General features: G+C 50.0%; 20 protein-coding genes. 15 read left to right on the top strand and 5 right to left on the bottom strand.

The window, feature by feature from the left end; translation table 11 throughout:
• Positions 1-125: 125 nt before the first annotated feature.
• Complete coding sequence (locus ACN6MW_RS12460; RefSeq protein ID WP_419875677.1) at positions 126-1,442, bottom strand: deoxyguanosinetriphosphate triphosphohydrolase family protein; 1,317 nt, start codon at positions 1,440-1,442, stop codon at positions 126-128.
• Positions 1,443-1,677: 235 nt separating this feature from the next.
• On the opposite strand from ACN6MW_RS12460, the gene cls reads away from it, so the two are divergent.
• The 5 genes from cls (at position 1,678) to ACN6MW_RS12435 (ending at position 8,319) form a co-directional block, all read left to right on the top strand.
• Positions 1,678-3,117 carry a cardiolipin synthase gene (gene cls, locus ACN6MW_RS12455; RefSeq protein WP_419875676.1) on the top strand — a complete coding sequence of 480 codons (1,440 nt, stop codon included), beginning with the start codon at positions 1,678-1,680 and terminating at the stop codon, positions 3,115-3,117.
• 534 nt (positions 3,118-3,651) lie between these two features.
• Positions 3,652-4,044 (top strand): Fur family transcriptional regulator, encoded by a 393-nt coding sequence (locus ACN6MW_RS12450; protein WP_419875675.1) that lies wholly within the window; start codon positions 3,652-3,654, stop codon positions 4,042-4,044.
• Positions 4,023-4,835, top strand: a complete 813-nt coding sequence (locus ACN6MW_RS12445) for a winged helix-turn-helix transcriptional regulator (protein ID WP_419875674.1) — start codon at positions 4,023-4,025, stop codon at positions 4,833-4,835. The genes ACN6MW_RS12450 and ACN6MW_RS12445 overlap by 22 nt, the downstream gene beginning before the upstream one ends.
• 172 nt (positions 4,836-5,007) lie before the next feature.
• On the top strand, positions 5,008-6,462 hold the full coding sequence (locus ACN6MW_RS12440) for a catalase (protein WP_419875673.1): 1,455 nt from the start codon (positions 5,008-5,010) through the stop codon (positions 6,460-6,462).
• Between the two features lie 1,179 nt (positions 6,463-7,641).
• A complete protein-coding gene (locus ACN6MW_RS12435) occupies positions 7,642-8,319 on the top strand; it encodes a DUF559 domain-containing protein (protein WP_419875672.1) in 678 nt (225 codons plus the stop codon).
• A gap of 200 nt (positions 8,320-8,519) precedes the next feature.
• Here ACN6MW_RS12435 and ACN6MW_RS12430 read toward each other — a convergent pair whose 3' ends face one another.
• From ACN6MW_RS12430 to ACN6MW_RS12415, 4 genes are all read right to left on the bottom strand, one after another.
• Positions 8,520-9,038: a GNAT family N-acetyltransferase gene (locus ACN6MW_RS12430; RefSeq protein WP_419875671.1), complete on the bottom strand. Its 519-nt coding sequence runs from the start codon at positions 9,036-9,038 to the stop codon at positions 8,520-8,522.
• Between the two features lie 204 nt (positions 9,039-9,242).
• Positions 9,243-10,532 (bottom strand): ABC transporter substrate-binding protein, encoded by a 1,290-nt coding sequence (locus tag ACN6MW_RS12425; protein ID WP_419875670.1) that lies wholly within the window; start codon positions 10,530-10,532, stop codon positions 9,243-9,245.
• Between the two features lie 60 nt (positions 10,533-10,592).
• Positions 10,593-11,426, bottom strand: coding sequence for a carbohydrate ABC transporter permease (locus ACN6MW_RS12420; protein ID WP_364151955.1), 834 nt, complete (start codon positions 11,424-11,426; stop codon positions 10,593-10,595).
• Entirely contained in the window at positions 11,426-12,307 is an 882-nt protein-coding gene (locus ACN6MW_RS12415) for a carbohydrate ABC transporter permease (RefSeq protein WP_364151952.1), read from the bottom strand. The genes ACN6MW_RS12420 and ACN6MW_RS12415 overlap by 1 nt, the downstream gene beginning before the upstream one ends.
• A 132-nt stretch (positions 12,308-12,439) precedes the next feature.
• On the opposite strand from ACN6MW_RS12415, the gene ACN6MW_RS12410 reads away from it, so the two are divergent.
• From ACN6MW_RS12410 to ACN6MW_RS12365, 10 genes are all read left to right on the top strand, one after another.
• Positions 12,440-14,359 (top strand): cache domain-containing sensor histidine kinase, encoded by a 1,920-nt coding sequence (locus tag ACN6MW_RS12410; protein ID WP_419875669.1) that lies wholly within the window; start codon positions 12,440-12,442, stop codon positions 14,357-14,359.
• Complete coding sequence (locus ACN6MW_RS12405) at positions 14,337-15,959, top strand: response regulator transcription factor (protein WP_419875668.1); 1,623 nt, start codon at positions 14,337-14,339, stop codon at positions 15,957-15,959. The genes ACN6MW_RS12410 and ACN6MW_RS12405 overlap by 23 nt, the downstream gene beginning before the upstream one ends.
• A 153-nt stretch (positions 15,960-16,112) precedes the next feature.
• On the top strand, positions 16,113-16,595 hold the full coding sequence (locus ACN6MW_RS12400; RefSeq protein ID WP_419875667.1) for a CcdC family protein: 483 nt from the start codon (positions 16,113-16,115) through the stop codon (positions 16,593-16,595).
• Positions 16,596-16,615: 20 nt separating this feature from the next.
• Positions 16,616-17,956 carry a DUF2252 domain-containing protein gene (locus ACN6MW_RS12395; protein WP_419875666.1) on the top strand — a complete coding sequence of 447 codons (1,341 nt, stop codon included), beginning with the start codon at positions 16,616-16,618 and terminating at the stop codon, positions 17,954-17,956.
• Between the two features lie 169 nt (positions 17,957-18,125).
• A complete protein-coding gene (locus ACN6MW_RS12390) occupies positions 18,126-18,671 on the top strand; it encodes a glutathione peroxidase (RefSeq protein ID WP_419875665.1) in 546 nt (181 codons plus the stop codon).
• A 1,165-nt stretch (positions 18,672-19,836) separates the two neighbouring features.
• Complete coding sequence (locus ACN6MW_RS12385; RefSeq protein ID WP_419875664.1) at positions 19,837-21,201, top strand: sodium-dependent transporter; 1,365 nt, start codon at positions 19,837-19,839, stop codon at positions 21,199-21,201.
• A gap of 228 nt (positions 21,202-21,429) precedes the next feature.
• The gene (locus ACN6MW_RS12380) at positions 21,430-23,103 is read left to right on the top strand and encodes a glutamine--tRNA ligase/YqeY domain fusion protein (protein WP_419875663.1); all 1,674 of its coding nucleotides are present in this window, start codon (positions 21,430-21,432) and stop codon (positions 23,101-23,103) included.
• A 74-nt stretch (positions 23,104-23,177) separates the two neighbouring features.
• On the top strand, positions 23,178-23,777 hold the full coding sequence (mobA, locus tag ACN6MW_RS12375; RefSeq protein ID WP_419875662.1) for a molybdenum cofactor guanylyltransferase: 600 nt from the start codon (positions 23,178-23,180) through the stop codon (positions 23,775-23,777).
• An 83-nt stretch (positions 23,778-23,860) separates the two neighbouring features.
• Entirely contained in the window at positions 23,861-24,367 is a 507-nt protein-coding gene (locus ACN6MW_RS12370; RefSeq protein WP_419875661.1) for an N-acetyltransferase family protein, read from the top strand.
• On the top strand, positions 24,364-25,077 hold the full coding sequence (locus ACN6MW_RS12365; protein ID WP_419875660.1) for a metallophosphoesterase family protein: 714 nt from the start codon (positions 24,364-24,366) through the stop codon (positions 25,075-25,077). Before ACN6MW_RS12370 ends, ACN6MW_RS12365 begins: the two co-directional genes overlap by 4 nt.
• Position 25,078 lies beyond the last annotated feature (1 nt).

Genomic DNA, 25,078 nt, shown 5'->3' with positions numbered 1-25,078 from the left:
TGATGCTCATCTCTGCTGCGCTTTTTTCAAATATAAGAAAGTATAACGTTAACCTTATACGATACTTATATTTCACCGCGGAACGAGCTTTTGCCGCCAAGGGCGGCATCAGCCGGTTGCGCCTGTTAATCCATCTCGTAAATCGAGCCCGACTTGCTGGCATAGAGCTCGGCGTATACTTTCTCGGCATAGGTGTCGGTCATACCCGAGATATAATCGGCGACAAACCGGGGCCAGCTCCATTTGCTCTTATGAAGCTCGTAATTTTCAATCCAGTCGGGCGGAATGATGAGGCGGCCGTATTCGGGAACCTTGAAGCTGTCCCACAGCCTGCGGATCATGATCTCGCTGCGCATCTGCAGCCGCTGTACGCGGAAGTCCTTAATGAGCGTTACCCATGCGAGCTTCTTCAATATTTCCATCGTCCGCAGCAAATCGATATCCTGCTGCCCATTGTTAACGAAGGTGACCTTCTTCCAGCCGCGCGAGGTATCGTCAATGATGCCGACCTTGCTGGCGAAAAGGCTTACCCATCTTGCCTTCATCTCCCGCCGGGTGCGCGAGGCTTCGCGCTCGCAGCTGACGTAGAGCTCCTGCCACTGCTCGAAATAGGAGACGAGCACACGCTTGACCATGGCGGGAATGTCCACCTCTCCCCAGCCGATGCCCGTATTGCCTTTATCCTCGACAATTTCCTGAACGACATGGTCGATGAGCCTGCTGTCTTCGAAGAAGGTGCGGTTCATTTGGATTTTGCCGGCACGGATGCCATCCTCGATATCATGCGTGGAATAAGCGATATCATCACACAGATCCATAAGCTGGGCTTCCAGCGTGGAGCAGCCGATCGGAATTTTCCATGAGCGGCGCAGCTGCTCGATTTCACCCCACTCGGTGCCGTACACACCCTTTAGACGGTCGGGCTCGCCAAGGCTGAACGGGTATTTATTAACCGCGAGCAAGACAGCAGCAGTCAAATCGAGGCCGCTTCCGCTACCGGCGCGTTTCTCCAAAAACATCAAAATACGAAAGTTTTGCGCATTCCCCTCGTAAGGAATGCCGTACTCCTCCATGAGCACATGATTGAGCACCTCTTCGCCTTTATGGCCAAACGGCGGATGTCCGAGATCATGCGCGAGCGCCGCAATTTCAACGACGGCTGGATCCAATACAAGGCCGGGATGCTCCTTGCGGGAGAGAAATTCATATTGCTTGCCCAGTCTGCGGGCAACCTCGCGCGCGATCTGGGAAACCTCGAGCGAGTGGGTCAGCCTTGTTCTGTAATAATCGCCCGTGCCTGCGCCAAATACCTGCGATTTGCCCTGCAGGCGGCGAAACGCGGGGGATTGGATTAGCCTTGCATAATCTCTTTCGTATTCGTCCCGCTCCTCGCTAAAGGTGCCAAGGGATTTCTCGTCCAATCTAAATTTACGTATATCCATCGTTGTTCCTCCAGTGCCAGCGCTGCGGTTCATCTAAAAAAATCAGAGCCAATCGTTCCCGGCTTATAATTAACTTATATTTTGGCGCATTTCATGTGAATGGGATATTAATGAAGCAATAGGTTGTTCTGCTTGAATTGTAGCATATAATCAGGCTTGAACATACTTCGTGCTTGGAGTATGATCGCATTAGCTTTTACATTAGACTGAGGTGTTTATTATACGAACGGCTATCATGCAAAACGCATATGCAATTATTATGCTGCTGAACATCTTTTTGGCGATTACCGTCATCTTTCTTGAGCGGCGCAACGCAAGCACGACATGGGCTTGGTTAATGGTTCTATTCTTCATCCCCGTTATCGGGTTTGTCTTGTATTTGATCTTGGGGCAGAAGGTTCGCAAAAGAAAGCTGTATAAGCTGCTCGGCGACAGCCAGCGCATTATCGAGCATACCATCGAGAGACAGATGCGGCAGCTGCGCGACGGCGAAATCGCTTATCGCGATCCGGCCATGCAAAGCTATCAGGATATGATCTATATGAACTTAAAAACCAGCTACGCGCTGTTCACGAGCAATAATACGGTAGAAATCTATACCGAGGGCAATGCGAAATTTGACGCTTTGCTGAAGGATATAGAGGGAGCGCAGCACCATATCCATCTGGTGTATTATATCGTCCGAGACGATAAGCTGGGCAGAAGGCTGGTAAAGGCCCTGGCTGCAAAGGCAGCTGAGGGCGTCGAGGTAAAGTTTCTGTATGACCATATTGGAAGCTCGGGCTTGCCCAAGCGGTATTTTCATGATTTGCTGGCGGCTGGCGGCCAGGAAGCGGCCTTTTTTCCATCGCGGATTCCTTATTTGAATTTAAAGATTAATTATCGCAATCATCGCAAGCTCGTTATTATAGACGGGCAGGTTGGCTATATCGGCGGTTTCAATATCGGTGACGAATATTTGGGCCTGAACGAGCATTTCGGCGAGTGGAGAGATACCCATCTGAGAGTCAAGGGCAACGCCGTGCTGCAAATGCAGGCACAGTTTCTAATGGATTGGAATCTGGCTGCTTCGGGCAAGATTTTGTTGAACGATTTGTATTTCCCCATCATGAGCAATGATGCGGGTTCGATCGGAATGCAGCTGGTAGCTAGCGGGCCGGACACGGAGTACCAACAAATTAAGGATGCGTATATAAAAATGATTTATGCGGCCAAAAAGACAATTTGTTTGCAAACGCCGTATTTTGTACCGGATGAAAGCCTGATGACGGCTCTGAAAATCGCATCTTTATCCGGTGTCGACGTTCGGATCATGCTGCCGAGCATGCCGGATCATTTTTTCGTGTATTGGGCGACGCATTCTTATTTGGGAGAGCTTCTTAACAACGGGGTCAAATGCTATATGTTCGAGAAAGGCTTCCTCCATGCGAAGACGCTTGTCATTGACGGCCAGGTCGCTTCGGTTGGCACGGCGAATCTCGACATCCGCAGCTTTAAGCTGAATTTTGAGATGAATGCGTTTATCTATGATACGCAGACATCGGCTAAGCTGCAACGCATTTTTGAGGATGATATGAAAAATAGTACGGAGATGACGCTTGAAATTTATTCGGAGCGGCCGATGATGAACCGGTTCAAAGAATCGATTTCCCGGTTATTGAGTCCCATCCTATAGACGCACGTAAGAAGGGCTTCTGCTTATCTATGATAACCAGAAGCCCTTCACGTGCTCGGTAGAAAACTATTCAATTTATTCTAACGCTCCATTCCGCTGCTTGCCCTGTTTCTTCTTTATCCTTTCGAATTTGTTACAAACCTTATCGACTTCGATCCTAGCTTTAATGACCTCGATCAACTTCCTTTCGATTTGTTTCAAATCCTTCTTTTCCGTAAGTACCTGTTATTCCTAGTGGCTGTTTACATGTCTTTCACTATTGTCCCCGCATGTCCTTAAGTCTGATCGGTACTCCTTTCCGAGTTAATGAGACATGCTTCGCTAACTTACTCCAATGGACTATCCCCTTTCCTTTAATATAGGCTTAGTATACATCATTGTTTGAATTTTGTAAATATTCAGTTTATTTATTTCGACAAAAAAAATGATATTTATTTCATAGAGTAGTAGGACGGCCAATATAAGGCATGGTTGACCGTTTGCCTTCATGAATTTATACTTAGTCTAAAGTCATTAAAAAGGGATGATGTTTTCGTGAACAAAATCAACTTAACGATACAGCGCAAAGAGATATTGGAAGTCGTTCAGCATGCGCCGGACCATCCAACGGCTGCGGATGTCATTGAGCGTCTTCGCGGCAAAGGCTTTAACTTCGCCTACGGCACGGTGTACAATTCCTTGCGGTATTTGACGGACGCGGGATTGATTCGGGAGCTGAAGCTGGGCGAGGCGGTTAGCCGTTACGATGCCCGTACGGACGAGCACCAACATATTGTATGCACCGTGTGCGGGCGAGTAGACGAGGTGCTTACGGAGCTGCCAAACGAGTGGCTGCAGAAGGTAGCGGCGGAAACGAAATATAGAATCGAGCATGCACAGGTTGTCATAGAAGGGGTGTGCGAGGAATGCGCGACGAAACAATCATAACGGACAATGCCTCGTTGAATAGGGGCGGTGCGGAAAGCTTTTCAGAAGAGGAGCTGCTGCAAAACGGAATGTTATGCTCAATTACGCAGCGGGTGATGATCATCAGTCCGATGCCGGAACGGGTAAAAAGCTTGCTCGTCGCATTGTCATCCGAATGCTTTGATGTTTTTTCGCTGCATGATTTTAATAAAAGCATGCTTCAAAGCCTGCAGCCGGAGCTGCTTGTTTTCGATGCCATACCCGTCGTACACGCTTCTACAGGCCAAACGCTGCAAGCCGGCGCTGACTTGCTGGAGTCTGCCGACCTTCATGCGGTTCCTGTCTTGATCCTGCTGGACCAGAAATCATTCGACAGCCGCGGAACGTTTGCTCTCGGCGCAGCCGAACTGCTGGTTTGGCCTGCTAAGCCGGAGCAAGCTATAAAACAAATCAACCGCATGCTCTTGAACCGGCCGGCAGCTGGAGTAAAGGCGGTGGATGAGGACATTCGAACCTTTAAGGATATTACGGTCGACCTTAAAAAAATGACCGTTGACCGGGCAGGCCAGCGTGTCGAGCTCACCAAAACGGAATATGATTTGCTGCTGCATTTTATATCGTCCGACGGCTCCGTGCTATCGCGCGAGTCGCTGCTTGATACGGTGTGGGGCTTGCATTTCTACGGCGGCAGCAATTTGGTTGATGCCCATATTAAGAGCTTGCGCAAAAAATTAAAGGATAGCGCGGTTTCTCCTAAATATATTGTCACGGTGCGTGGCGCAGGCTACCGGATAGCGGATATCCGCGATTAGCGCGCGCTGCGCTTTCCTTTTAGGCATGACATGCCAGGAGGCAGCTGCTTTTTCATGAGATGTTCATCTTTCGTTCATCATGCGTTCATGACAGCTATTCGGCTATCCGTTAAGATTGGTTTAAGGATTTAGATCAAGTCTAAATATACAAACCAATCGAAGAGGTGCTATCATGGACAACTACATGACAACGAATCAAGGAACGCCTGTTGGCGATAATCAGAACTCTCGAACTGCCGGAGTGCGGGGGCCTGCGCTATTGGAGGACTACCATCTGTTAGAGAAGCTTGCGCATTTTGACCGGGAACGGATTCCGGAGCGTGTCGTGCATGCGCGCGGAGCTGGCGCACATGGTGTATTCCGTACGGAGGTCAGCATGAAAGAGCATACGAAGGCTCATTTTATGCAGGCAGCAGGTGAAGAGACGCCGGTATTCGTCCGTTTCTCCACGGTTATCAACGGAACGGGCTCGCCGGAAACGGCACGAGATCCGCGCGGATTCGCGGTGAAGTTCTATACGCAGGAAGGAAATTACGATATTGTCGGCAACCATTTGCCCGTATTTTTCATCCGCGACGCCATGAAGTTTCCGGACATGGTCCATTCCCTGAAGCCGGCACCGCATACGAATCTTCAAGACCCGGCGCGTTACTGGGATTTCATGACGCTATCGCCGGAATCCACGCATATGCTGACTTGGCTGTTCTCGGATGACGGAACACCCGCGACTTACCGCGAGATGGACGGCTTCGGCGTTCATGCCTTTAAGTGGATCAATGATGCAGGCAAACCGACTTACGTGAAATACCATTGGAAATCGCTGCAAGGCGTACGGAACTTCACGGCAGCCGAAGCGAGCGACATGCAGGGCAAAGATTTCAATCATGCGACTCGCGATTTGCATGATGCCATCGAGCTCGGGCAATTCCCGGAATGGGAGCTTCATGTGCAGCTTATGCCGATAGAGCATATGGAGAGGTATGCGTTTGATCCGCTCGATCCGACTAAGGTATGGCCGGAGGATATGTATCCGCTGCAAAAAGTCGGCACGATGACGTTGAACCGCAATCCCGTTAACTATTTCGCGGAGGTGGAGCAGTCGGCCTTCTCGCCAAGCGCTTTGGTTCCGGGCATCGAGCCGTCGGAGGACAAGCTGCTGCAGGGACGATTGTTCTCATACCCGGATGCGCAGCGGTACCGCCTTGGCGCGAACTACCTGCACATTCCCGTAAATTGTCCGTATGCGCCCGTACGCAACCATCAACGCGACGGCGCGATGACGATGCAGGCTAATCCTTCTTCAGTAAACTATGAGCCGAACAGCTCCTCGGAAAGCCCGAGGGAAGCGGCGTCATACGCCGATTCCTATGCACCGCTTCAAGGTGCTGTGGGCCGCCAAAAGATCGAAAAAACCGATGATTTCACGCAGGCGGGCGAGCGCTTCCGCTCCCTGTCTGAGCAGCAGCAGGCAAATTTGATTGCCAATGTGACTGGTGAGCTGGAGCAGACGAACGACGATATTCGTCTCCGCGCCATTTGCAACTTCTTCCGCGCCGATCGCAACTTTGGCATGAAGCTTTCACAGAACCTCGGCGTAGATATCCGTAAGTATATGCCACAGGGCTAATCAATCTAACGTTTTTCACGGAAGCCCCGCTGCTTCGAGCAAACCTCGAATTAGCGGGGCTTCTGCTATTAGGCTGGGATCAACCTCGTTGATCATCGGACCATATAGCCTGCTGGCTGGCATAAGGCGTGTCAATGGCACGCCTTATCACTACCATTTCTCACCGTCGCTGTTGGGTAAATGCGCTTCTGCTGCTCCCACCGGCTATTTCGCTTGAGAAACTCGCTAATTGAGTATTGAGTTCTTACCGTCTATTACCGGTATAATGCGCTACTGGTGCTTCACCGTTTATTTGGATGGAGGCATTCGCTAAACTCGTAAATTGAGCAACAACCGAACACAATCGGCATAATGCGAATTTCCGCTGTTTAGTTAGTTTGAGAAACTCGCTAATTGCGCAAATTGAGCTCTTATAGTTAATTTAACTGGAAAAACTCCCGCTAATTATGCCTTTAGAGCTAACATCGTCCAATTAGCTGGAAAAACTCCAGTTAATTTGAGGTTTTGAGCTGCTATTGGGGCAAGATGAGGAAATTAGCAGGAGAAAATCCAGTTAAGTTGCCAGATGTGCTGAAGATGAAAATTTAGCGGGAGAAATTCCTGTTAAATATCAGAGAGGGCACTTTCACTGGTGGAAAACCGTTCAGTACCATGGTTTTGCAATGGGAGGGGTCACCTGGCTAATTATGCAAATTGTGCTCGCCGTCAAATACTAGTGTAATGTTCTACTGGTGCTCCTTCCGTCTAGTTAGTTTGAGAAACTCGCTAATTGCGCATATTGAGCTCTTATAGTTAATTTAACTGGAAAAACTCCCGCTAATTATGCCTTTAGAGCTAACATCGTCCAATTAGCTGGAAAAACTCCAGTTAATTCGAGCTTGTGCGTGGCTATTGGGTCTAGTTGAGGAAATTAGCAGGAGAAAATCCAGTTAAGTTGCCAGATGTGCTGAAGATGAAAATTTAGCGGGAGAAATTCCTGTTAAATATCAGATGCGATGCTCGTTCGTTCCAATCAAGTGAATGGGAGTGAAAACCGTTCAGTAGCAAATATTTGCAAAAGGACTGGTCATCTCGCCCTTGTTGCCCTATAATCAGACTCAAGAGACGAAGAACGTCCCGTTAACACTCCTGCGCGAGTGATAACGGGACGTTTTCTATTTTTCAGGGAGGCTGATGAATATGGGATATGATGAGGCGCAACGCTTGTTTATGCAATATCATATCGAGAATAGAAAGGGGGAGCGCCGAGGCAGACTGGAGAGAGGCCATGGGCACGCGGAAACGTTATTTTTACGAAACGTTTGGTGGCCTTTGCGGGGCAGCTTCCAGCACCTGCATCCCGAATATGAAGTGACTGATTGGAGAGGGCGGTCTTATTTTGCCGATTTTGCATGGCTGCTGCCGGGAAAAGTGAAGCTTATTATTGAAATCAAAGGTTTTGCATCGCATGTTCGGGACATGGACCGACAAAAATATTGCAATGAGCTGAACCGAGAAACCTTTTTGTTCGCGATGGGCTATCATGTCATTTCATTCGCTTACGATGATGTCGAGAAACACCCTGAGCTTTGTATCACGATGCTTCGGATGGTGCTCAGCAGGTTTGAGCCGACGCAGACTCCGATATCGCGCGTAAAGCTTGCCGAGAGAGAAATGATGCGTTTCGCCATTCAGCAAACCGAGCCCATACGACCGATCGATGTGGAGCGGCATTTTGGCATGGATCACAAAACGGTGGTTAACCTCCTGCGGGAGCTATGTGCAAAAAGGTGGCTGCAGCCTAGCTACCGCGGCCGCGGAACGAGAATCGTCCGATATGAGCTGGCTCGCGATTTTTTAGATTACTTGAATGCATAGAATAAGTAACGGAGGAAGTAAACGGACAGATAATTCCGCTAAATTATCGCGATTGTGACGGCTGTTGATTGGTCTATGAAGGTATTCTGTTAAACAATACTGTTAAAAAACCACAAAAAGGCCGTATAGGGAATTTTTCGTGTGAGGTAGGATATTGTGATTGTGATATTTATTTAATATCCACTCGATAATGCAAACCCCTAAATCCAAAACCTCATAACCACATTCCCATTCTCTTCGGTATAAGGAGTGTCAGGGACGCCGCCATTACGCAGGATCGTTCTCTCAGAGGCGATATTGCTCTCGTCGCATACGACGAGCACCTTGCGAATGCCAAGCTTGCGCGCCTCGACCAAAGCTAAGCCTAAAAGCTTACCAGCGTAGCCTTTGCGTCTGTCCGAGGGACGTATGCCATAGCCGATGTGGCCTCCGCTGTTCAGCAGCTTTTCGGTAAGCGCATGTCGAATGTTGACCGCACCGACAATCCGCTCATCGCCAGCTACAAGCCAAAAGGTAGAGTCCGGCACCCAGCCCTTCGGTAAATTCTCGCCGCTTTCATTAGCCTCCAAAAACTGAAGCATGCCTTGAAAATCAGCAGGCTCCTTGCTAATAACCCACGGCACCATATCCTCTCCGCTTTCCGCCCATTCCTGATAAAAAGACAGATACGCGTCCTTCAAAGCCAGAGTTGGTTTAACTAACGCGACTTTCGTTTCCATATCCTCGCATCCCGCCCGTCTAGGATTTTGTTACATGGCACTAACCATAAACTGCCGATTAGAAAAGATCTCTTCATCATAACATACGGTTTATTTGCTATGTCTATCTTAGGGTTTACCGCTCCGCTCCGAAGCTAGCAGCAAAAAAAACAGCCGCCTAACCTCCTTTCGGACGGTTAAACGGCCGTTCACATTCAAAAAGACTTATTTTTTCAGTTTATCCCATGCGCCCTGCATGCCAGTCTCCCAAGCAGATTCATCGATTCTGCCTGCGATATACTGTTGAATCACGCTGGCGAATTCCTGCGTTACGCCATCCGGGTATTTCGAGGACTGCAAGCCAAGCACTTTGCCCGCTTGCACATAGTTGTGAACCTCGGTACCGATGTCGCCCATATCCTCAGGCGTAGCCGTAATCGTAGTCAGAGCCGGAATGAACTTGAATTTTTTGACGATATATTCTTTACCGATGTCGGATGTTACGAGCCAGTTCAGGAACGTTTTGGCTTCTTCCTTCACGTCGGATTCTTTGTTGATAACCAGGTTAGCCGGGATACCGACATTCAACTTGTCATTCGCAGCAGCATCCTCGCCAAGCGGCATTGGCAATACGCCAAGGTTCAGGTCAGGATTGATGCTGTCGATTTGTACTTGCGCCCAGTTGCCTTCTTGCATCATAGCCGCTTCGCCGCTCGCAAATAGCGATACTTGCGTGTTGTAATCGGTCGTAAGCGGGTTCTTGTTGCCGTAATCGACAGTAAGCTTCATCAGCTTAGCCCACTCCGCGAACTTTTCGTTGCCTGGAATTTTTGCGGAGCCGTCGTTCAGGCCAGCGATAAAGGCATTAACATCCGGCTGCTGCGCAAATGCAGGGTTGATACCTTGGTTACCGATCAACCACCACTCTTGATAAGCGTTAGCGAATGGCGTGATGCCCGCTGCTTTTAGTGTTTTTGCCGCAGCTTCAAGCTGGGAATACGTTTTTGGCAGCTCGGTAATGCCTGCTTTGGTAAAGAGATCCTTGTTGTAGATATAGCCGAAGCCTTCAAGGTTCATTGCCATGCCGTATACTTTGCCGTCTTTGGTCATTGGCTCAGCAGCCAAAGGAACAAGATCCTTCACCCATGCTTGGTCTGATAGATCCTCGAGCTTGTCCAGCCACATTTCCATTTCCGCGTAACCGCCGTTGGAGAAAAGGTCGGGAGCGTCGCCGGCAGCGAATTTTGTTTTTAGGGAAGCGCCGTAATCGGCACCGCCGCCTACGGTTTGGATATCAAGCTTGATATTCGGGTATTCTTTATTGAATTCAACCGCCAATTCGTTCAAGCCTTCAACGATTTCGGTTTTGAATTGAAAAATCGTTACCGTTTTGACTTCTTCTTTCGGTGTGTTACCGCCTTCGCCTTCATTGGTGCTGCTGCCGCCACATGCGGTCAATACGATGCTCATCGCCAGCACGAGGCTAAGCGTAAGCATAGTCAGCTTTTTATTCATGATGTAAATCCCCCTTGATTAATGGTTTATTATATGGAATCGACTGTTCAATTACAAGCGTTAGCCTTTAACTGAACCTGCCGCTACTCCCTCAACGATGTAACGCTGCAACAGCAGGAAGAAAGCTACGATAGGAGCAATGCCGAGTACGAGCGCCGGAAGCGCAAGATCCCACTGCTTCGTATATTGCCCGAAGAACGCGAAGGTCGCGAGCGGAATCGTCCGCATGTCGGGCTTTTGCAAAATGAGCGACGGAAGCAAGTAATCATTCCACACCCATAGGCAGTTCAAAATAATAACAGTCATCAGCATCGGCTTTAGCAGAGGCAGCACGATCCGGAAGAACACGGTTATCGGATTGCAGCCGTCCACGGTCGCGGCTTCTTCGATTTCAAGCGGAATCGCTTTGATGAAGCCGTGAAACAGGAATAGCGAAAGCGGGGCGCCGAGCCCGAGATAACACATAATAAGTCCGTACATACTATTATTGACGCCAAGCACGTTCACGACTTTTAGCAAAGGAATCATGATCGACTGGAACGGGATAACCATAGCCGCCACAAAAAACATAAACAAAACGCGGTTGAAGCGGGTGTTGGCCCGAACCATCCGGTATGCGCCCATAGCGCTGATCAGCGCAGTCAGGACGACGGTTACAACCGTGATAATCATTGAATTGCTAAAAGCTTGCGGGAAGCGGGTCAGCTTCCAAGCGCGGGAATAGTTCTCCCAGTTGAAAACCTGCGGCCAGCTGGCCGAGTTGGTCATGATCTCGCCGAAGGGCTTGACCGAGTTCACAAGCAGGAAATAAAACGGCGCGAGAAACACTAGGCCGACGATAATCATCACCGCTTCGGTAATGAACAGCTTTCCGGTATATTTTTTGGTATCCATTAAGCTTCAACCTCCTTGCTCTTGGTGACGCGAACCTGTATGAGCGTAATGACCGCAACGACGATAAAGAAGATAAGCGATTTGGCCGTACCTAGTCCGTAGCGATTGTTCTGGAACGCCTCGGCATAGATGTTAAGCGCAACGGATTCCGTTGATTTGAACGGTCCGCCTTTGGTGAGCGACAGGTTGAGGTCGAACATTTTGAAGGACCATGAGATGGCCAGGAACAAACAAACCGTGATCGCAGGCATGATGAGCGGCAAAATAATGCTGCGAAGCACCTGCATGCGCGTTGCCCCGTCGATCTCTGCAGCTTCAAGCACTTCCTTCGATACATTCGTAAGGGAAGCGATATAGACAACCATCAGATATCCGGCCGATTGCCATACGAAAACCATCGTAATGCCCCAGAAGCCCGTCGTTTCATCCCCAAGCCATGGAAGGTTGAAGAATGACCAGCCGGTCATGTCGCCGACGGTAGAGAAACCTTTTACGAAGATAAACTGCCATATGAAACCGAGCAGCAGTCCGCCGATCACGTTCGGCATAAAGAAGATCGTCCGCAGCACATTGCGGGATTTCAGCTTCTTCGTCAGCAGGTAAGCCAGAAAGAAGCCGACCAGATTGGTTAAGAGGACGCCAACGAACGTAAAACGAATCGTAAACCAGAAGGAAGACCAGAAATCGGCATCATTCGTAAAGATTTGTTTGAAGTTATCGAAGCCAACCCAGTTAACGGTCCCTGCTACGCCGTTCCAATCGGTAAACGAGTAGTACATGCCAAGCAGAAACGGGATAATCATAATAAGTAGGAAAAAGATGGTAACGGGTCCCACGAATACCAATTGCGGCCACCATCCGGACATTCTCTTGCTGCCCATCGAAGAACTCCCCTTTCTTTTCACCAGAAAACTATTGTATGTTTAATTATGCAAGTCTCAGAGAGCGATAAACACCGACGGATGTGACCGGTCAGGTGCAATATATTGATCGGGAGCGGAGGCGGTTGACCTATGAAATTTAATAGTATACGGACGAAATTAATTGTTTTTATGCTGTTTGCGACGATTATTCCCATCGTGACAACGATGATCGTTACCTACAGCTATTCGACCCAGTCGATGAAGGCAAGGGCGCTGGAGGACACGCAAAACCTGCTTTATCAAGGCCAGCGGAACGTGACCGGCGTGCTGGAAGAGCTGAGTCTCGGTTCGCTTAACGTGTATTCGGATGCGGAGCTTTACCGGCAGCTGCAGACGGGTTTAGCGGATTTCCAAACGGATAGCCGCGTGTTCGCCGCACTGTCGTACATGAAGTCCTCCGTGCCGGATGTGCATCAGGTGTATTTGTACGCAAGCCTAGGCAAGCGGGCGACGATCGTTACGAATGTAGCGGGCGCCAAACGCGCGAATGACATTGAGCCGTTCTCCGAGCTGGATGCTTATGTTGGCAGCGGAGAGAGTACGGCGCTTCAGCCTACGCATACGAGCCATACCTACGGCTTCTCCTCCTTGCAGCCTCAGCAGCCCAGTGAATTGGTATTTACGCTGCATCGCCGCATCGAGCGTATTCCTTCTAATGAAAAGCTTGGTTACGTCTCCATTGACGTAAAGCTTTCGCTGCTCGCGGATATCGCTTTGCAGCTTTATGATCGCAGCGAGGAGGATCTGTACGTAATCGACAATAGCGGGAACGTAATTTTCGCGGATGATGAAGCACTGCTGGGCAAGCCACTGAAGGCTGCGTGGTATGGCGGGGCTTTGGCGCGCGGAGACGAGGAAGGCGGTCATTTTGAGCAGGATGGCGCGCTGTTTGTTTATGAACGCGTGCAAGCCACGATTGCGGACTGGACGATTGTAAAGCGTATACCTACTTCTTATCTCATTCGGGAGGCTAATCAAGCGGCGGTTATCAATCTGCTTCTTCTTGCTTTATCCCTTGTTGTGATCGTAACGGCCACGGTCGTGGTATCGCTCCGAATCACAGCTCCGGTAAAGCAGCTGGTCCGTTATATGAATCAGGTACAGGCCGGAAACTTGAATGTGCCCATACAGCCCTCGGGCAATGATGAGATCGGATTGGTCGTTGGCCGCTTCCGCAGCATGATGGATACGATTAATAATTTGATTTTGCGCGAATACAAGCTGGAGCTTGCGAACAAAACGAATCAGCTGCGGGCGCTGCAAGCGCAAATCAATCCGCATTTTCTGAATAATACCATCCAAATCATCGGAACGCTGGCGCTCGAGCTGGGCGTGCCCCGTATTTATGCGCTGCTGTCCGCGCTCGCCCGGATGATGCGGTACAGCATGGATAATGAGGCAAAGACCATTACGCTGAGGGATGAGCTGGCTCATTTGAAGGCTTATGTTGAGCTGCAGAAAGAGCGCTATGAGAACCGGTTTGAATTTCAAGTCGAAGTGGCGGATTCGCTGCTTGGTGCGGAAATGCCGAAAATGCTGCTGCAGCCCGTTATTGAAAATTATTTTAAGCATGGCATGGATAAGTCGGCGGAGGACGGCCGTCTGACCTTGCGGGCGCGCCTGCGCGAGGATGGCCTATTAGAGATCATCGTTGAAAATAACGGAGCCATGATTCCGGAGAAAAGACTGTCTGAGCTGCGGCGGGAGCTTGCCAGCGTACAGTTTAGGGAAGATGCCATAGATGAAGCTTCTGCCGGAGTGTTGCGTGACGGCAGCGAAGCTTCGCAGGCCGATGACGGCAGCGCCCGCCAATACGTCAAGCTCGCGCAGGCTGGCGCCGAGCCTAAGATCGGACTCAACAATGTGCTTGCGCGCATGCGTATGGTGTACGGCGACGAAGCGCGGCTAGAGGTTGAGAATATAGACCCCAAGGGGGTCAAGATCACGCTAATCATGAAGAGCATGCTGGAGAAAGGAGGGGATCCCTATGAAGGCGTTAATCGTGGATGACGAAGCCCGCGTAAGAAAGGCGGTAAGGCTGCTCGTGAACTGGGAGCTGCACGGGATTACGGAAATCGATGAGGCCAGCGGCGGTTTTGAAGCGATTCAGCGGATGAGGCGGGACAAGCCTGCCATTGTTATTATGGATATGATGATGCCCGAAGGCAGCGGCGTAGATTTGATGGCTGCGGTCAATGAGTTTGCGGGAACGGTAAAGTTTATTGTGGTAAGCGGCCGCGGCGATTTTGATTTCGTCCGCGAGGCGGTGCGCCATGGCGGAATCGATTATTTGTTGAAGCCGATTGAACCGGAGGCGATTAATGCGGCAGTTGCGAAGGCTGCATCGCAGTGGCGGCTGGAGGAGCAAGAGCGGACTGACCGGCAGAAGCAGAGCATGCGGCTCAATGAATTCAAGCCGGTATACGGCGAGAAGCTGCTAACAGGGCTCATCACTGAGCCGAAAACGGCGCAAACGGCTGTGCGCAGGCTGCAGGAAGAGGGGCTCATTCCTGAGGGGACGGTTAAGGCGCGGCTTGCATTGCTGCAGGTCGATGCAAGCGATAAGCAGCTTCAAGAACGGTTTGCCTGGGACAGCGATCTGCTGCATTTTGCGATTATTAATATATGCAATGAGTTTCTGATCGGCGAGAAGCGGGGCGTCGCGTTTAGGCACTGGGGGGCGCCGACGGAAATCGTCATTGCCGCGTGGGGTGAGAACGGACAGCTGCCTGTTATTCTCCAAGATATTAATGAAGGTTTATTTGTGACGCTGCAGCGGCGCATGCATGCCGGACTAAGCCAGGCAGGCGATTTCCCGGCAGCTATGCCTGATCAATATGAGGAGGCATTAGCAGCTTTATCACAGCGAAATACGCTGGCTGCCAATCATTATCTGCACGGCTTTGAGGAAGAGAAGAATGCGAAACGAATCGCTTTCTCGGACTGGGAAGAGGAGTGGAAGGTGGCTGCGCTCAGCGGAATCGAAGAGCAGCTGGCCTCGGCATCGGGACGCTGGCTGGAGGCGGCGCGCTTATCGGGTCATATTTCTCCTGGTATGCTGGATGAATATAAAACAGATGTGCTGCTTTTTTGCGCCAGGCTGCTTCGGGAAGCGCCGGGCCGCCAGGCTGTCGAAGAGGAGGCGCTGCTGAGCGCCGAGGAGCTGGCGGAAAATTCTCCTTATGTGCATGCAAACGCCTTCTCGCTGCAGGATTGGCGGGAGTGGTCTTACCGGCTGCTGCAGCGTCTATCGCAGGCAGTCGTACAGCGCCAAGCGCAGGAAAAAACAAAAATGAGCGATATAGCCGGCTTTATTGACCAGCATTACAGGGACGAGCTTTCCCTGCAGGATATAGCGAAGCGGTTTTTTGTCAGCCGTGAATATGTGTCCCGCAAGTTTAAACAGGAATACGGCATTAACATTACCGATTACATTACGGGCATTCGGATCGATAAAGCGAAGCTGTTGATGGTCAATCCCAATTTGCGCATTGCCCAAATCGCGGAAATGGTCGGTTTTCACGACGAGAAATATTTCAGCAAGGTTTTCAAAAAGCAGGAGGGAATATCGCCGAAGGCATTCCGGCTTCAGGACCCGAATGAAGCGTAAAGCGCGAGGCGGCAAAGCCCAGTTTAGACGGCATTTTTACGTAAACAATCGCTAACGGACAGCGACGCTTTGCTCTATTTGCAGTACGTATGGTTTTACAGTACGATGAAAGAAATAACAGAATATGTTCAAGGAAACGGGAGGGAGGATGCAGTGCTGCTCTCTACACACTTAATCCAAATCGGCTCGATCATCGTATCGGCACTAGCTGGCCTCACACTTATCATCGTTCGGATCCGTGCAGGCAAACAGCCGACCACTTTGCGAAAAATCGCCATTCCGCCGCTCGGCATGGCAACGGGCTTTATGATGTTTGCGTTCTCTGCCACTCATATACCATGGGTGTGGGGATTTTCCTCTTTCCTGACGGGACTGCTGATTTTCGCTTTCCCGTTAATCGTAACGACGCGTTTGGAGCGCGTGGAATCCGAGATTTATGTTAGACGCTCGAAGGCATTCATTTTCATTATGATGACGCTGTTCGTCATACGGCTGTCCTTGCATCGCGTCGTGGAGCAGTATATGTCGATTCCGCAAACCGGGGCTATTTTCTATTTGCTCGCGTTCGGCATGATCGTACCGTGGCGTCTTGCTATGATTAGTGATTATATGAGGCTGCAAAAAGTACAATCGTAGTTTAAATGGGGGAGAGTCGTATGGATCCAAAGTTGACTGAACGCGTGAAGCTGACCCAAAACAAACTAAGAAGACGGACATTATCGGCCATTTTTCAGGAATTCGATCAGAAATTGATGAGGCTGGAGCGCAGCAAGCGCGAAGAAAAGTATTTGAAAATGTCGGAAACGCCATTTTCCTTCTTTCGCGGAAGCGCGTATTTGTTTTATTTCGATGTATCGCGGGAGTGGTTTCCGTATCATACGCCAATCAACCGTCCGACCTGGATACAAGGCGATCTGCATTTCGAGAATTTCGGGGCTTTCCGCAATGAACGCGGTTCGCTGGTCTATGATGTGAATGATTTCGACGAGGGGTATTTAGGCTCGTATTTATACGATTTGCTGCGGATGTCCGTTAGCATTGCGCTGGTTGGCAGGCTGAAAGGGCAGTCTTATGAGAATCAGCTCGGCGGGATCGAGGCTTATCTGCAGGCCTACTCGAAGCAAATCCGCCGTTTTGCGAAAGGCAAGGACGATCCGGGTACCTATGCGATAGATATGGAGCGGGCCGAGGGTCCCGTAAAGAAGCTGCTCAAGAAGCTGCAAAAGCGCAAGGACCAGCATTTTCTGGAGAAGGTCACTGCACTTGTGCAGGAGCATCGCCAGTTTGCGGCTACGGAAGAAATTGTATCGCCAACTGAAAAGGAGCGCGCAGAGCTGCTAGATGCTTGGCCTAATTATTTGGAATCCGTCGCAGCGGATGACGCGGCGGAATTGCGCCATTTTCAAATCAAGGATATTGCGGTAAAGCATGGATCGGGAACGGCATCTATTGGTCTTGACCGATTCTATGTTTTAATTGAAGCCGGCGAGGAAGAGCAGGGCGGGGATGATATCGTGCTCGAGGTGAAGGAAGTGCGCGTTCCGGTTCCCGCTTACTTCATGCCTTACGACGAGTCTTTCTGGGCGATGTTCGAGCATCAGGGAAAACGGGTAACGATGACGCAGAAAGCGATGCATCACGAGGCTGATCCTTATCTCGGGTGGCTGTCGATCGGCGATCGGCAATTTTATGTGCGGGAACGCTCTCCGTACAAGAAACGGCTTAAGCTTGAAGCGCTGGAGACGGAGGGTGATTTGCTGTCTGTCACGTCCACGATGGGCAGGCTGACGGCCAAGCTGCATGCGCGTGCCGATGTCGATGTGGCACAAGGGATATTGGCTTATCATAGCGAGGTTGAGATCGTGAAGGCGATGGGCAATGATGAGGATACATTTTGTACCTTTATCGCGAATTGGGCTGTCTCCTATGCCGATCAAGTGGAGCAGGATTATGCTTTGTTTACGGATTGGCTGAGCGGCAGAAAGAAGCAATCATAATTTTTATAAGCCTATGGAACGGAAGGACTGCACCCAGGAGAGGAATCGCCTGGGGAGCAGTCCATTTTTGTTTGACAGCCGCTATTTATTTATGTTATTCTAATTGCATAATAAATTGTATACAATTTAATTTTAGAAAATTAAAATACGCCGGAGGAGGCAATTAACAATGAGCATTTATTCGTATGGTCTTGAGACATTACAAGGTGAGCAGCAAAGCATGGAGCAATATAAAGGCAAGGTATTGATTGTCGTCAATACGGCCAGCAAATGCGGCTTTACGCCGCAGTATGCGGATCTGCAAAAGCTTTATGGAGAATATAAGGATCAAGGGCTCGAAATTCTCGGATTCCCGAGCAATCAGTTTGGCGAACAGGAGCCAGGGGCGAATTCCGATGTTCAAAGCTTCTGCCAAATGAACTACGGTGTCACGTTTCCGCTCTTCGACAAGACGGATGTGCGGGACGAAACGGCTCATCCCTTATTCAACTACTTAACGGAGCAAGCTCCCTTCAAAGGCTTTGATACAAGTGCCCCAAGCGGCAAAATGCTAAATGCCTTCCTTGAGGAGAAATTGCCGCATTACCTGGAGGGGAATTCCATTAAATGGAATTTCACTAAATTCCTCATTGACCGTGAAGGAAACGTCATCAAACGGTTCGAATCAACCGATGAACCGTTCGATATGAGAGCCGAAATCGAACGCTTGCTTTAATGCTCCCTCACTAAAAAATGAAATAGATGCGGCTTCCCGGCGAAAAAAAGCCCATTTTATGGCTATTCTAGTCGTTTTACGGGGAAGACTGACATTTGAAGGCGAATTTACTCCGAATTTGAGCGCCCTTCAACAAAGCGTTGCTATACAAGAGGAACAAAAACAGAAAGAGCATATATTTATATCCATGAACGATGGTATATGGAAAGGGCGCCGGTCTCAGGACTGGCGCCCTTTTTCTTTTGAGCTGAGAGGCTTAATATCCATCTAAGCGCGGCGCTACGGAGTAACTGTTTTTAGAAAAAAGAAACCGGCAGCTTGTATTACACGATTCATGCCTGTTGTTTATTGAACGGCTCTTTCTCCTCGTACATCCTCATACATCCACGTGTATCCAGTTGGCCTGCTTCGTCTGTTTACGAACTTGATCGTGGCAGTCTCTGTACCGCAGCGACGCGGCTAGTTGGCTTTTTATACCCGTGTCTATCCCGCGCTTTCCACACTCTTTTCCCACGTAAATGAATCTGGCCTCAGAGCGGTTTCGGTAAAAATCCGTCTATCATGGCAGGTTGAAAATAAACAGAAATGACAAGGGAACAGTGCGCGCTTATCCACGTTCTTGAAGGGAGAGATGGCTAAGTTTTGTAATTTGAATGGCGTTGTTCATTTTAGTTGTTTATATGCATTTATTTTTCGGATTATTTTCGGGAATTTATTGAAAATTCGTGATTATAGCAGTGTTTATTTTTGTATCGTCATTCAAATGAATAGGTTGTTATCGTGCAATTAAAATTTAAGGATATCTGATTTTTTAGAATATTGGTCTTTGCTCATGCGAGAAGGGATATCGCTAATCCCTATGTGTGAAATCAGTTAATCTGCTCAAAGGGGAAATAGGCACCCCGACGCGTCATATTCGCTTTTGTTCCGAGTGAACCAAGCAAGATAACGGTCAGAGGAGACCGCCTTTATGCTGCCGCAAGCTCTCTTTTCTTAACTTAATGTTTCATGAGGCTGACGCGTTGTTAATTACAGAGATGTATTGTCCATTGCACAGCATTGGACCATTGCGATTCGAATGCAGATATATTTTTCAAAAATGGTAATACTACCCGTCAATACGTCGAATATCGCATAGAAAGTTACCGCATGGAGGGATGAATAGGTGCAGGATCAAAATCAATCAGAGACCTTGCAAGGGAAAGGGCAGTCTGCGAAAGAAAGATTTTCCTCCTCGGGCTTTATACTGGCGGCGATCGGCAGCGCGGTCGGGCTCGGGAATATGTGGAAGTTTCCTTATATAACAGGGCAATACGGGGGCGCGGCATTTTTCTTGCTCTTCGTTATATGCTTGCTGCTGGTCGGGCTGCCTGTTCTGCTCGCCGAGCTGGCAGTCGGGCGGGGCGGCAGAGGCAATGCGTCCTCGTCGCTCATACGCCTCAGCGGTCACAAGCTGTGGGGCGGCTTTGGGTTTATTACGATACTAGGCGCGTTTGTCATCTTGTCCTTCTATGCGGTCGTTGCGGGCTGGACTTTGCATTACGCCATGCTCTCGTTTACGGGAGAGCTGTTCAAGCATCCTGATTTTGGTCTGCTGTTCAGTGAATTTAACAACAGCTGGATGCCTGTTGCCTGGCAATTTATCGTGCTGCTTCTGACAGGCTTCATTATTATGCGGGGCGTCTCGGCCGGAATTGAAAGGTTCAATAAGATTTTGATTCCAGGGCTGGTTATTTTGCTTATTGTGCTGTGTATACGGGCATTGTCGCTAGAGGGCGCAGGAGAAGGCGCCGCCTTCTTTCTAAAGCCCGACTTTAGCAAGCTGACGGCGGAATCCGCGCTTGTCGCGCTTGGCCACGCCTTCTTCTCGTTGTCGCTTGGCATGGGGGCGATGATGACCTACGGCGCTTATGTCGATAAGCGGCAATCGTTAGGGCTCGCGACGCTGGCCATTGGCGCAGGCGATTTAATTTATGCTTTTCTCGCGGGCTTAATTATATTTCCCACGACGTTTGTATTCGGTTTGGAAGCGTCGCAGGGCCCGAGCCTCGTATTCGTTGCGCTGCCGGCCGCCTTCTCGGCGATGCCGTTCGGAGCTTTTTTTGGCGGCTTGTTTTTTGTGCTGCTGGCTTTCGCTGCCTTGACTTCCACGGTATCGCTGCTCGAAGTTCCAATCGCCTTCGTACGCGAGGCATTTGGCTGGCGCCGCAGCTTCTCGGTTATTTTCCTAACGCTGCTTTGCTTCTTGATCGGATTGCCTTCCGCTTTATCCTTAGGAAACAAAGTGCCTTGGCTGACGTTTGGCGGCAAGCCGTTTTTTGATTGGATGGACTTCGTATGCTCCAACATCGTGCTGCCGCTTGGCGGGCTGGTTGTCACGCTGTTCGTCGGTTATGCTTGGCGCGGCGCGGCAGAGGAAGCGGGCTTGTCTTCGTGGTGGCTGAGGCTGTGGCTGTTCATGCTCCGCTACGTGGCACCCATTCTGGTATTGCTCGTATTCCTCTACTCGTCAGGCATCATTCGGTTTTGATGCTTGAGACTTCGAAAATGATGAGCAGTGCAATAGCAGGAATATCTATAGCTTCCTAATAGATTAATGGTTAGTCTATTCATTTTGGATCTGAGCACGACCAGCCCGCCTCGCATTGAAGGCGGGCTATGATGCTTTCTGCCGGAGAATAGAGTGAGTATTATAATTTCACGGAAATTTGTGTATTATAAGAGGATAAATATTTTTCGTGGGAAAGGTTGGTCGCAGATGGAGAATGCTGTAGAGAACAAGTCATCATCCTCGAATTTCATAAAAAACATTGTAGTCGAAGATTTGAAGAGCGGCCATGTGCAGGAAATTGTCACGCGTTTTCCGCCGGAGCCGAACGGCTATTTGCATATTGGGCATGCCAAGTCGATCTGTCTGAACTTTGAGCTCGCCGATGAGTTCAAAGGCAGGACCAATTTGCGTTTTGACGATACAAACCCGCTTAAGGAAGATACGGAGTACGTTGAATCCATTCAAGAGGATGTGCGCTGGCTTGGCTTCGAATGGGACGAGCTTCGTTTTGCGTCGGACTACTTTGAGGAGCTTTATAACCGCGCGGTGCTGCTGATCCGGAAGGGCAAAGCTTACGTCTGTGATCTAACGGCGGAGCAAACCCGCGAGTATCGCGGCACGTTGACGGAGCCGGGCAAGGAAAGCCCGTACCGCAGCCGTACCGTGGAAGAAAACCTGGATTTGTTCGCGCGCATGCGCGCAGGCGAGTTCAAGGACGGCGAGAGAGTGCTGCGGGCCAAGATCGATATGGCTTCGCCGAACATTACTTTGCGCGATCCAGTTCTGTACCGTATCGCGCATACCCATCATCACCGCACGGGCGATGCTTGGTGCATCTATCCGATGTATGATTATGCTCACCCGCTAAGCGATGCGATCGAAGGCATCACGCATTCGATCTGTACGCTGGAATTCGAGGATCACCGTCCGCTGTACGACTGGACAGTCGCAGAGTGCGAGATGGACGCGGCTCCGCGCCAATACGAGTTTGCCCGTCTCAATGTGACTAACACCGTCATGAGCAAGCGCAAGCTGAAGCAATTAGTTGACGAAGCCGTAGTAGACGGCTGGGACGATCCGCGTATGCCGACGATCAGCGGATTGCGCCGCAAGGGCTACACGCCTGAAGCGATGCGCGCATTCTGCCGCGAGATCGGGGTATCGAAGAGCAACAGCCTGGTCGACGAGCGCAATCTTGAGCATTTTATCAGAGAAGATTTGAAGCTGAAGGCGCTTCGCACGATGGCTGTCCTCCGTCCTCTGAAAGTTGTGATTACGAACTATCCGGAAGGCCAAACCGAGCTGCTGGATGCCGAGAATAATGCAGAGAACGAGGAAATGGGCACGCGCCAAATCCCGTTTTCGCGCGAGATTTACATTGAACAAGATGATTTCATGGAAAATCCTCCGAATAAGTATTTCCGTCTATTCCCTGGCAATGAGGTCCGCTTGAAGCATGCGTATTTCATCACCTGCCAAGAAGCTATTAAAGATGAAGCGGGAAATGTGATCGAGCTGCACTGCACCTACGATCCGAAGACAAAGAGTGGCTCCGGCTTCAATGAGCGTAAAGTGAAAGGCACGATTCATTGGGTCGAAGCATCGCAAGCGGTTGCTGCCGATTTCCGCTTGTTCGAGCCGCTGATTACGAGCGAGGCCGAAGAGGACGGCAAGCCCTTCCTGGAATGCATCAACCCGAATTCGCTTGAAGTGCTGCAAGGCTTCGTTGAGCCTAACATGAAGGATGCTGCGGGCGGGGATAAGTTCCAATTTTTCCGCCATGGCTACTTTAACGTTGATCCGAAGGATACGACCGCCGAGAAGCTGGCCTTCAACCGCATCGTTTCGCTGAAGAGCTCATTCGATCCGTCTAAAGCATAAGGCAATTAATGATAAAAGCCTGTCGAGCGTCAATACTCGGCGGGCTTTCTTTCTATTTATAGGGGGATGAGGGAATGGGAGACCGACGTATTCAAGGCTTGATTCTCGCCGGCGGGCTCAGCACGAGAATGGGAACGGATAAAGCGCTGCTGCCGATTGCGGGCAAACCGCTCATTTACCGGCTTGTAGAGCAATTATCGCGTTTGACGGAGCATGTGACGGTATCGGTGGGATCGCCTGAGCGCGAAGCGCTTTATCGGGAAAGTCTGGGCGAATGGGGCAAAGCCGTAAGTTTCGTCATCGACGACTTTCCGGAATGCGGTCCGTTATCAGGGCTTCATGCGGGTTTATCTTCTATTGTAGACGGTTATGTATTTACGATGGCCTGCGATATGCCGGAGCTGTCGGAGGAGTTGCTTTCCGTTCTTCTTGCCCATACGGACAGCGAAGCGGATATCATTTACGCCCCCGGCCAGCCGTTTCATGCGCTCTATCATGCGAGAGCGGCAGCGCAGATAGAAGCGGCGTTAAAAGCAGGGGATTACCGTCTCATGGGGTTGTTTAATAGGCTTCGGACCGTGGTGATCAATTGGCAAGAGCAGGGTGAATCTTCTGGTTTCATTAATTTAAATACTCCTGCGGAATACAATAAATATATAGCGGAAAACGAGTGATATGATATAATTTGTCAAAGCTCTGAGAGTCCTGATTGAAGTAAAAAATCGTGAATAACAAGGAAGGGTAAGAGGTGGCGAGCATGACCAGACAGCTACAGTATGAAATTATCGATGCGCAGCTAAGCGATCTGGAGCGCATTGTCGACATTTATAATTCAACGGTTGCAAGCCGTATGGTAACGGCCGATTTGGAGCCTGCAACCGTAGAGAGCAAAAGAGCGTGGTTCGATGACCATTCCGCTGATTTTCGTCCATTATGGGTTGTGCGCGTTGAGGGAGAAATTGCCGCGTGGTTCAGCTTTCAATCGTTTTATGGCAGGCCTGCCTACAACGCGACGGCGGAAATCAGTATCTACATAGCAGAGGAATACCGCAAGCTTGGACTTGGCTCGGTGCTGATCCGGAAGGCCATCGAGGAAAGCCCGCGTCTTGGCATCAATACGCTGCTCGGCTTCGTGTTCGGGCACAATGAGCCAAGCTTGGCTTTGCTTCGCAAGTTCGGCTTTGAGGTATGGGGGCATTTGCCTAAGGTTGCGGTACTCGACGGCGTAGAGAGAGATCTTGTGATCTCGGGGAGACGCGTATGAAGAGAACGCTGGTGATAAGCGATATACATGGCTGCTACACCCCGTTTAACGATTTGCTTGAGCAAATGAACTATTGTCCCGGCGAGGATCAGCTGATGCTGCTCGGCGATTTTGTCGATCGTGGTCCCCGGAGCCGGGATGTGGTGGAGCAGGTCATCGGATTGGTTCAAAAAGACGGCGCGATAGCCATTCAAGGGAATCATGACGAACGGCTCGTCGACGTCATGCTGGAGCGGAGCGAGCAGGCGCTGCTCAAGTTTACCGGACATGGCGGAAGGCAAACGGCGGAGAGCTACGCGGGTATCAAGCAAGGCCCGATCGAGCATGTCATTGAAGAAGCGAAAGCGGCTGTCCGGGAGCATTACGCGCATCACATGTCGTTTCTCGATAACCTGCCTTATTATCATGAGGACGAGCATTTTATTTATGTGCATGCCGGCCTTAATCCGAATTATTTGAATTGGAAGGATCAGCCGGCGAGAGATTTTCTCTATATCAAGCAGCCTTTCCTAAGCAGGCCTACGAACGTTAATAAAACCGTTATATTCGGCCATACCAAAACGATAGATATCCACGGTAAACCTAACATTTGGTTTGGTCCCGGAAAGATCGGCATCGACGGCGGCTGTTCGACCGGCCTTCAGCTCAACGGGCTCGCGATTACCGGGGCAGATGAGTTTAACGTGTATTCTGTGCCTTGGAGGCTGTAGA

The sequence above is a fragment of the Pristimantibacillus sp. PTI5 genome, from assembly GCF_048572955.1.
Lineage (GTDB): Bacteria > Bacillota > Bacilli > Paenibacillales > Paenibacillaceae > Pristimantibacillus.
The sequence above is the reverse complement of the archived record's forward strand: the minus strand, read 5'-3'. Positions and strand labels throughout refer to the sequence as shown.

Coding starts and splice junctions, on each gene's coding strand:
- ACN6MW_RS12415 (WP_364151952.1), bottom strand. CDS start 12,307: ATGGGCAGCAAGAGAATGTCCGGATGGTGGCCGCAATTGGTATTCGTG.
- ACN6MW_RS12395 (WP_419875666.1), top strand. CDS start 16,616: ATGGATCCAAAGTTGACTGAACGCGTGAAGCTGACCCAAAACAAACTA.
- ACN6MW_RS12425 (WP_419875670.1), bottom strand. CDS start 10,532: ATGAATAAAAAGCTGACTATGCTTACGCTTAGCCTCGTGCTGGCGATG.
- ACN6MW_RS12430 (WP_419875671.1), bottom strand. CDS start 9,038: ATGGAAACGAAAGTCGCGTTAGTTAAACCAACTCTGGCTTTGAAGGAC.
- ACN6MW_RS12410 (WP_419875669.1), top strand. CDS start 12,440: ATGAAATTTAATAGTATACGGACGAAATTAATTGTTTTTATGCTGTTT.
- ACN6MW_RS12435 (WP_419875672.1), top strand. CDS start 7,642: ATGGGATATGATGAGGCGCAACGCTTGTTTATGCAATATCATATCGAG.
- ACN6MW_RS12440 (WP_419875673.1), top strand. CDS start 5,008: ATGGACAACTACATGACAACGAATCAAGGAACGCCTGTTGGCGATAAT.
- ACN6MW_RS12380 (WP_419875663.1), top strand. CDS start 21,430: ATGGAGAATGCTGTAGAGAACAAGTCATCATCCTCGAATTTCATAAAA.
- mobA (WP_419875662.1), top strand. CDS start 23,178: ATGGGAGACCGACGTATTCAAGGCTTGATTCTCGCCGGCGGGCTCAGC.
- ACN6MW_RS12460 (WP_419875677.1), bottom strand. CDS start 1,442: ATGGATATACGTAAATTTAGATTGGACGAGAAATCCCTTGGCACCTTT.
- cls (WP_419875676.1), top strand. CDS start 1,678: ATGCAAAACGCATATGCAATTATTATGCTGCTGAACATCTTTTTGGCG.
- ACN6MW_RS12420 (WP_364151955.1), bottom strand. CDS start 11,426: ATGGATACCAAAAAATATACCGGAAAGCTGTTCATTACCGAAGCGGTG.
- ACN6MW_RS12405 (WP_419875668.1), top strand. CDS start 14,337: ATGAAGGCGTTAATCGTGGATGACGAAGCCCGCGTAAGAAAGGCGGTA.
- ACN6MW_RS12390 (WP_419875665.1), top strand. CDS start 18,126: ATGAGCATTTATTCGTATGGTCTTGAGACATTACAAGGTGAGCAGCAA.
- ACN6MW_RS12370 (WP_419875661.1), top strand. CDS start 23,861: ATGACCAGACAGCTACAGTATGAAATTATCGATGCGCAGCTAAGCGAT.
- ACN6MW_RS12445 (WP_419875674.1), top strand. CDS start 4,023: ATGCGCGACGAAACAATCATAACGGACAATGCCTCGTTGAATAGGGGC.
- ACN6MW_RS12365 (WP_419875660.1), top strand. CDS start 24,364: ATGAAGAGAACGCTGGTGATAAGCGATATACATGGCTGCTACACCCCG.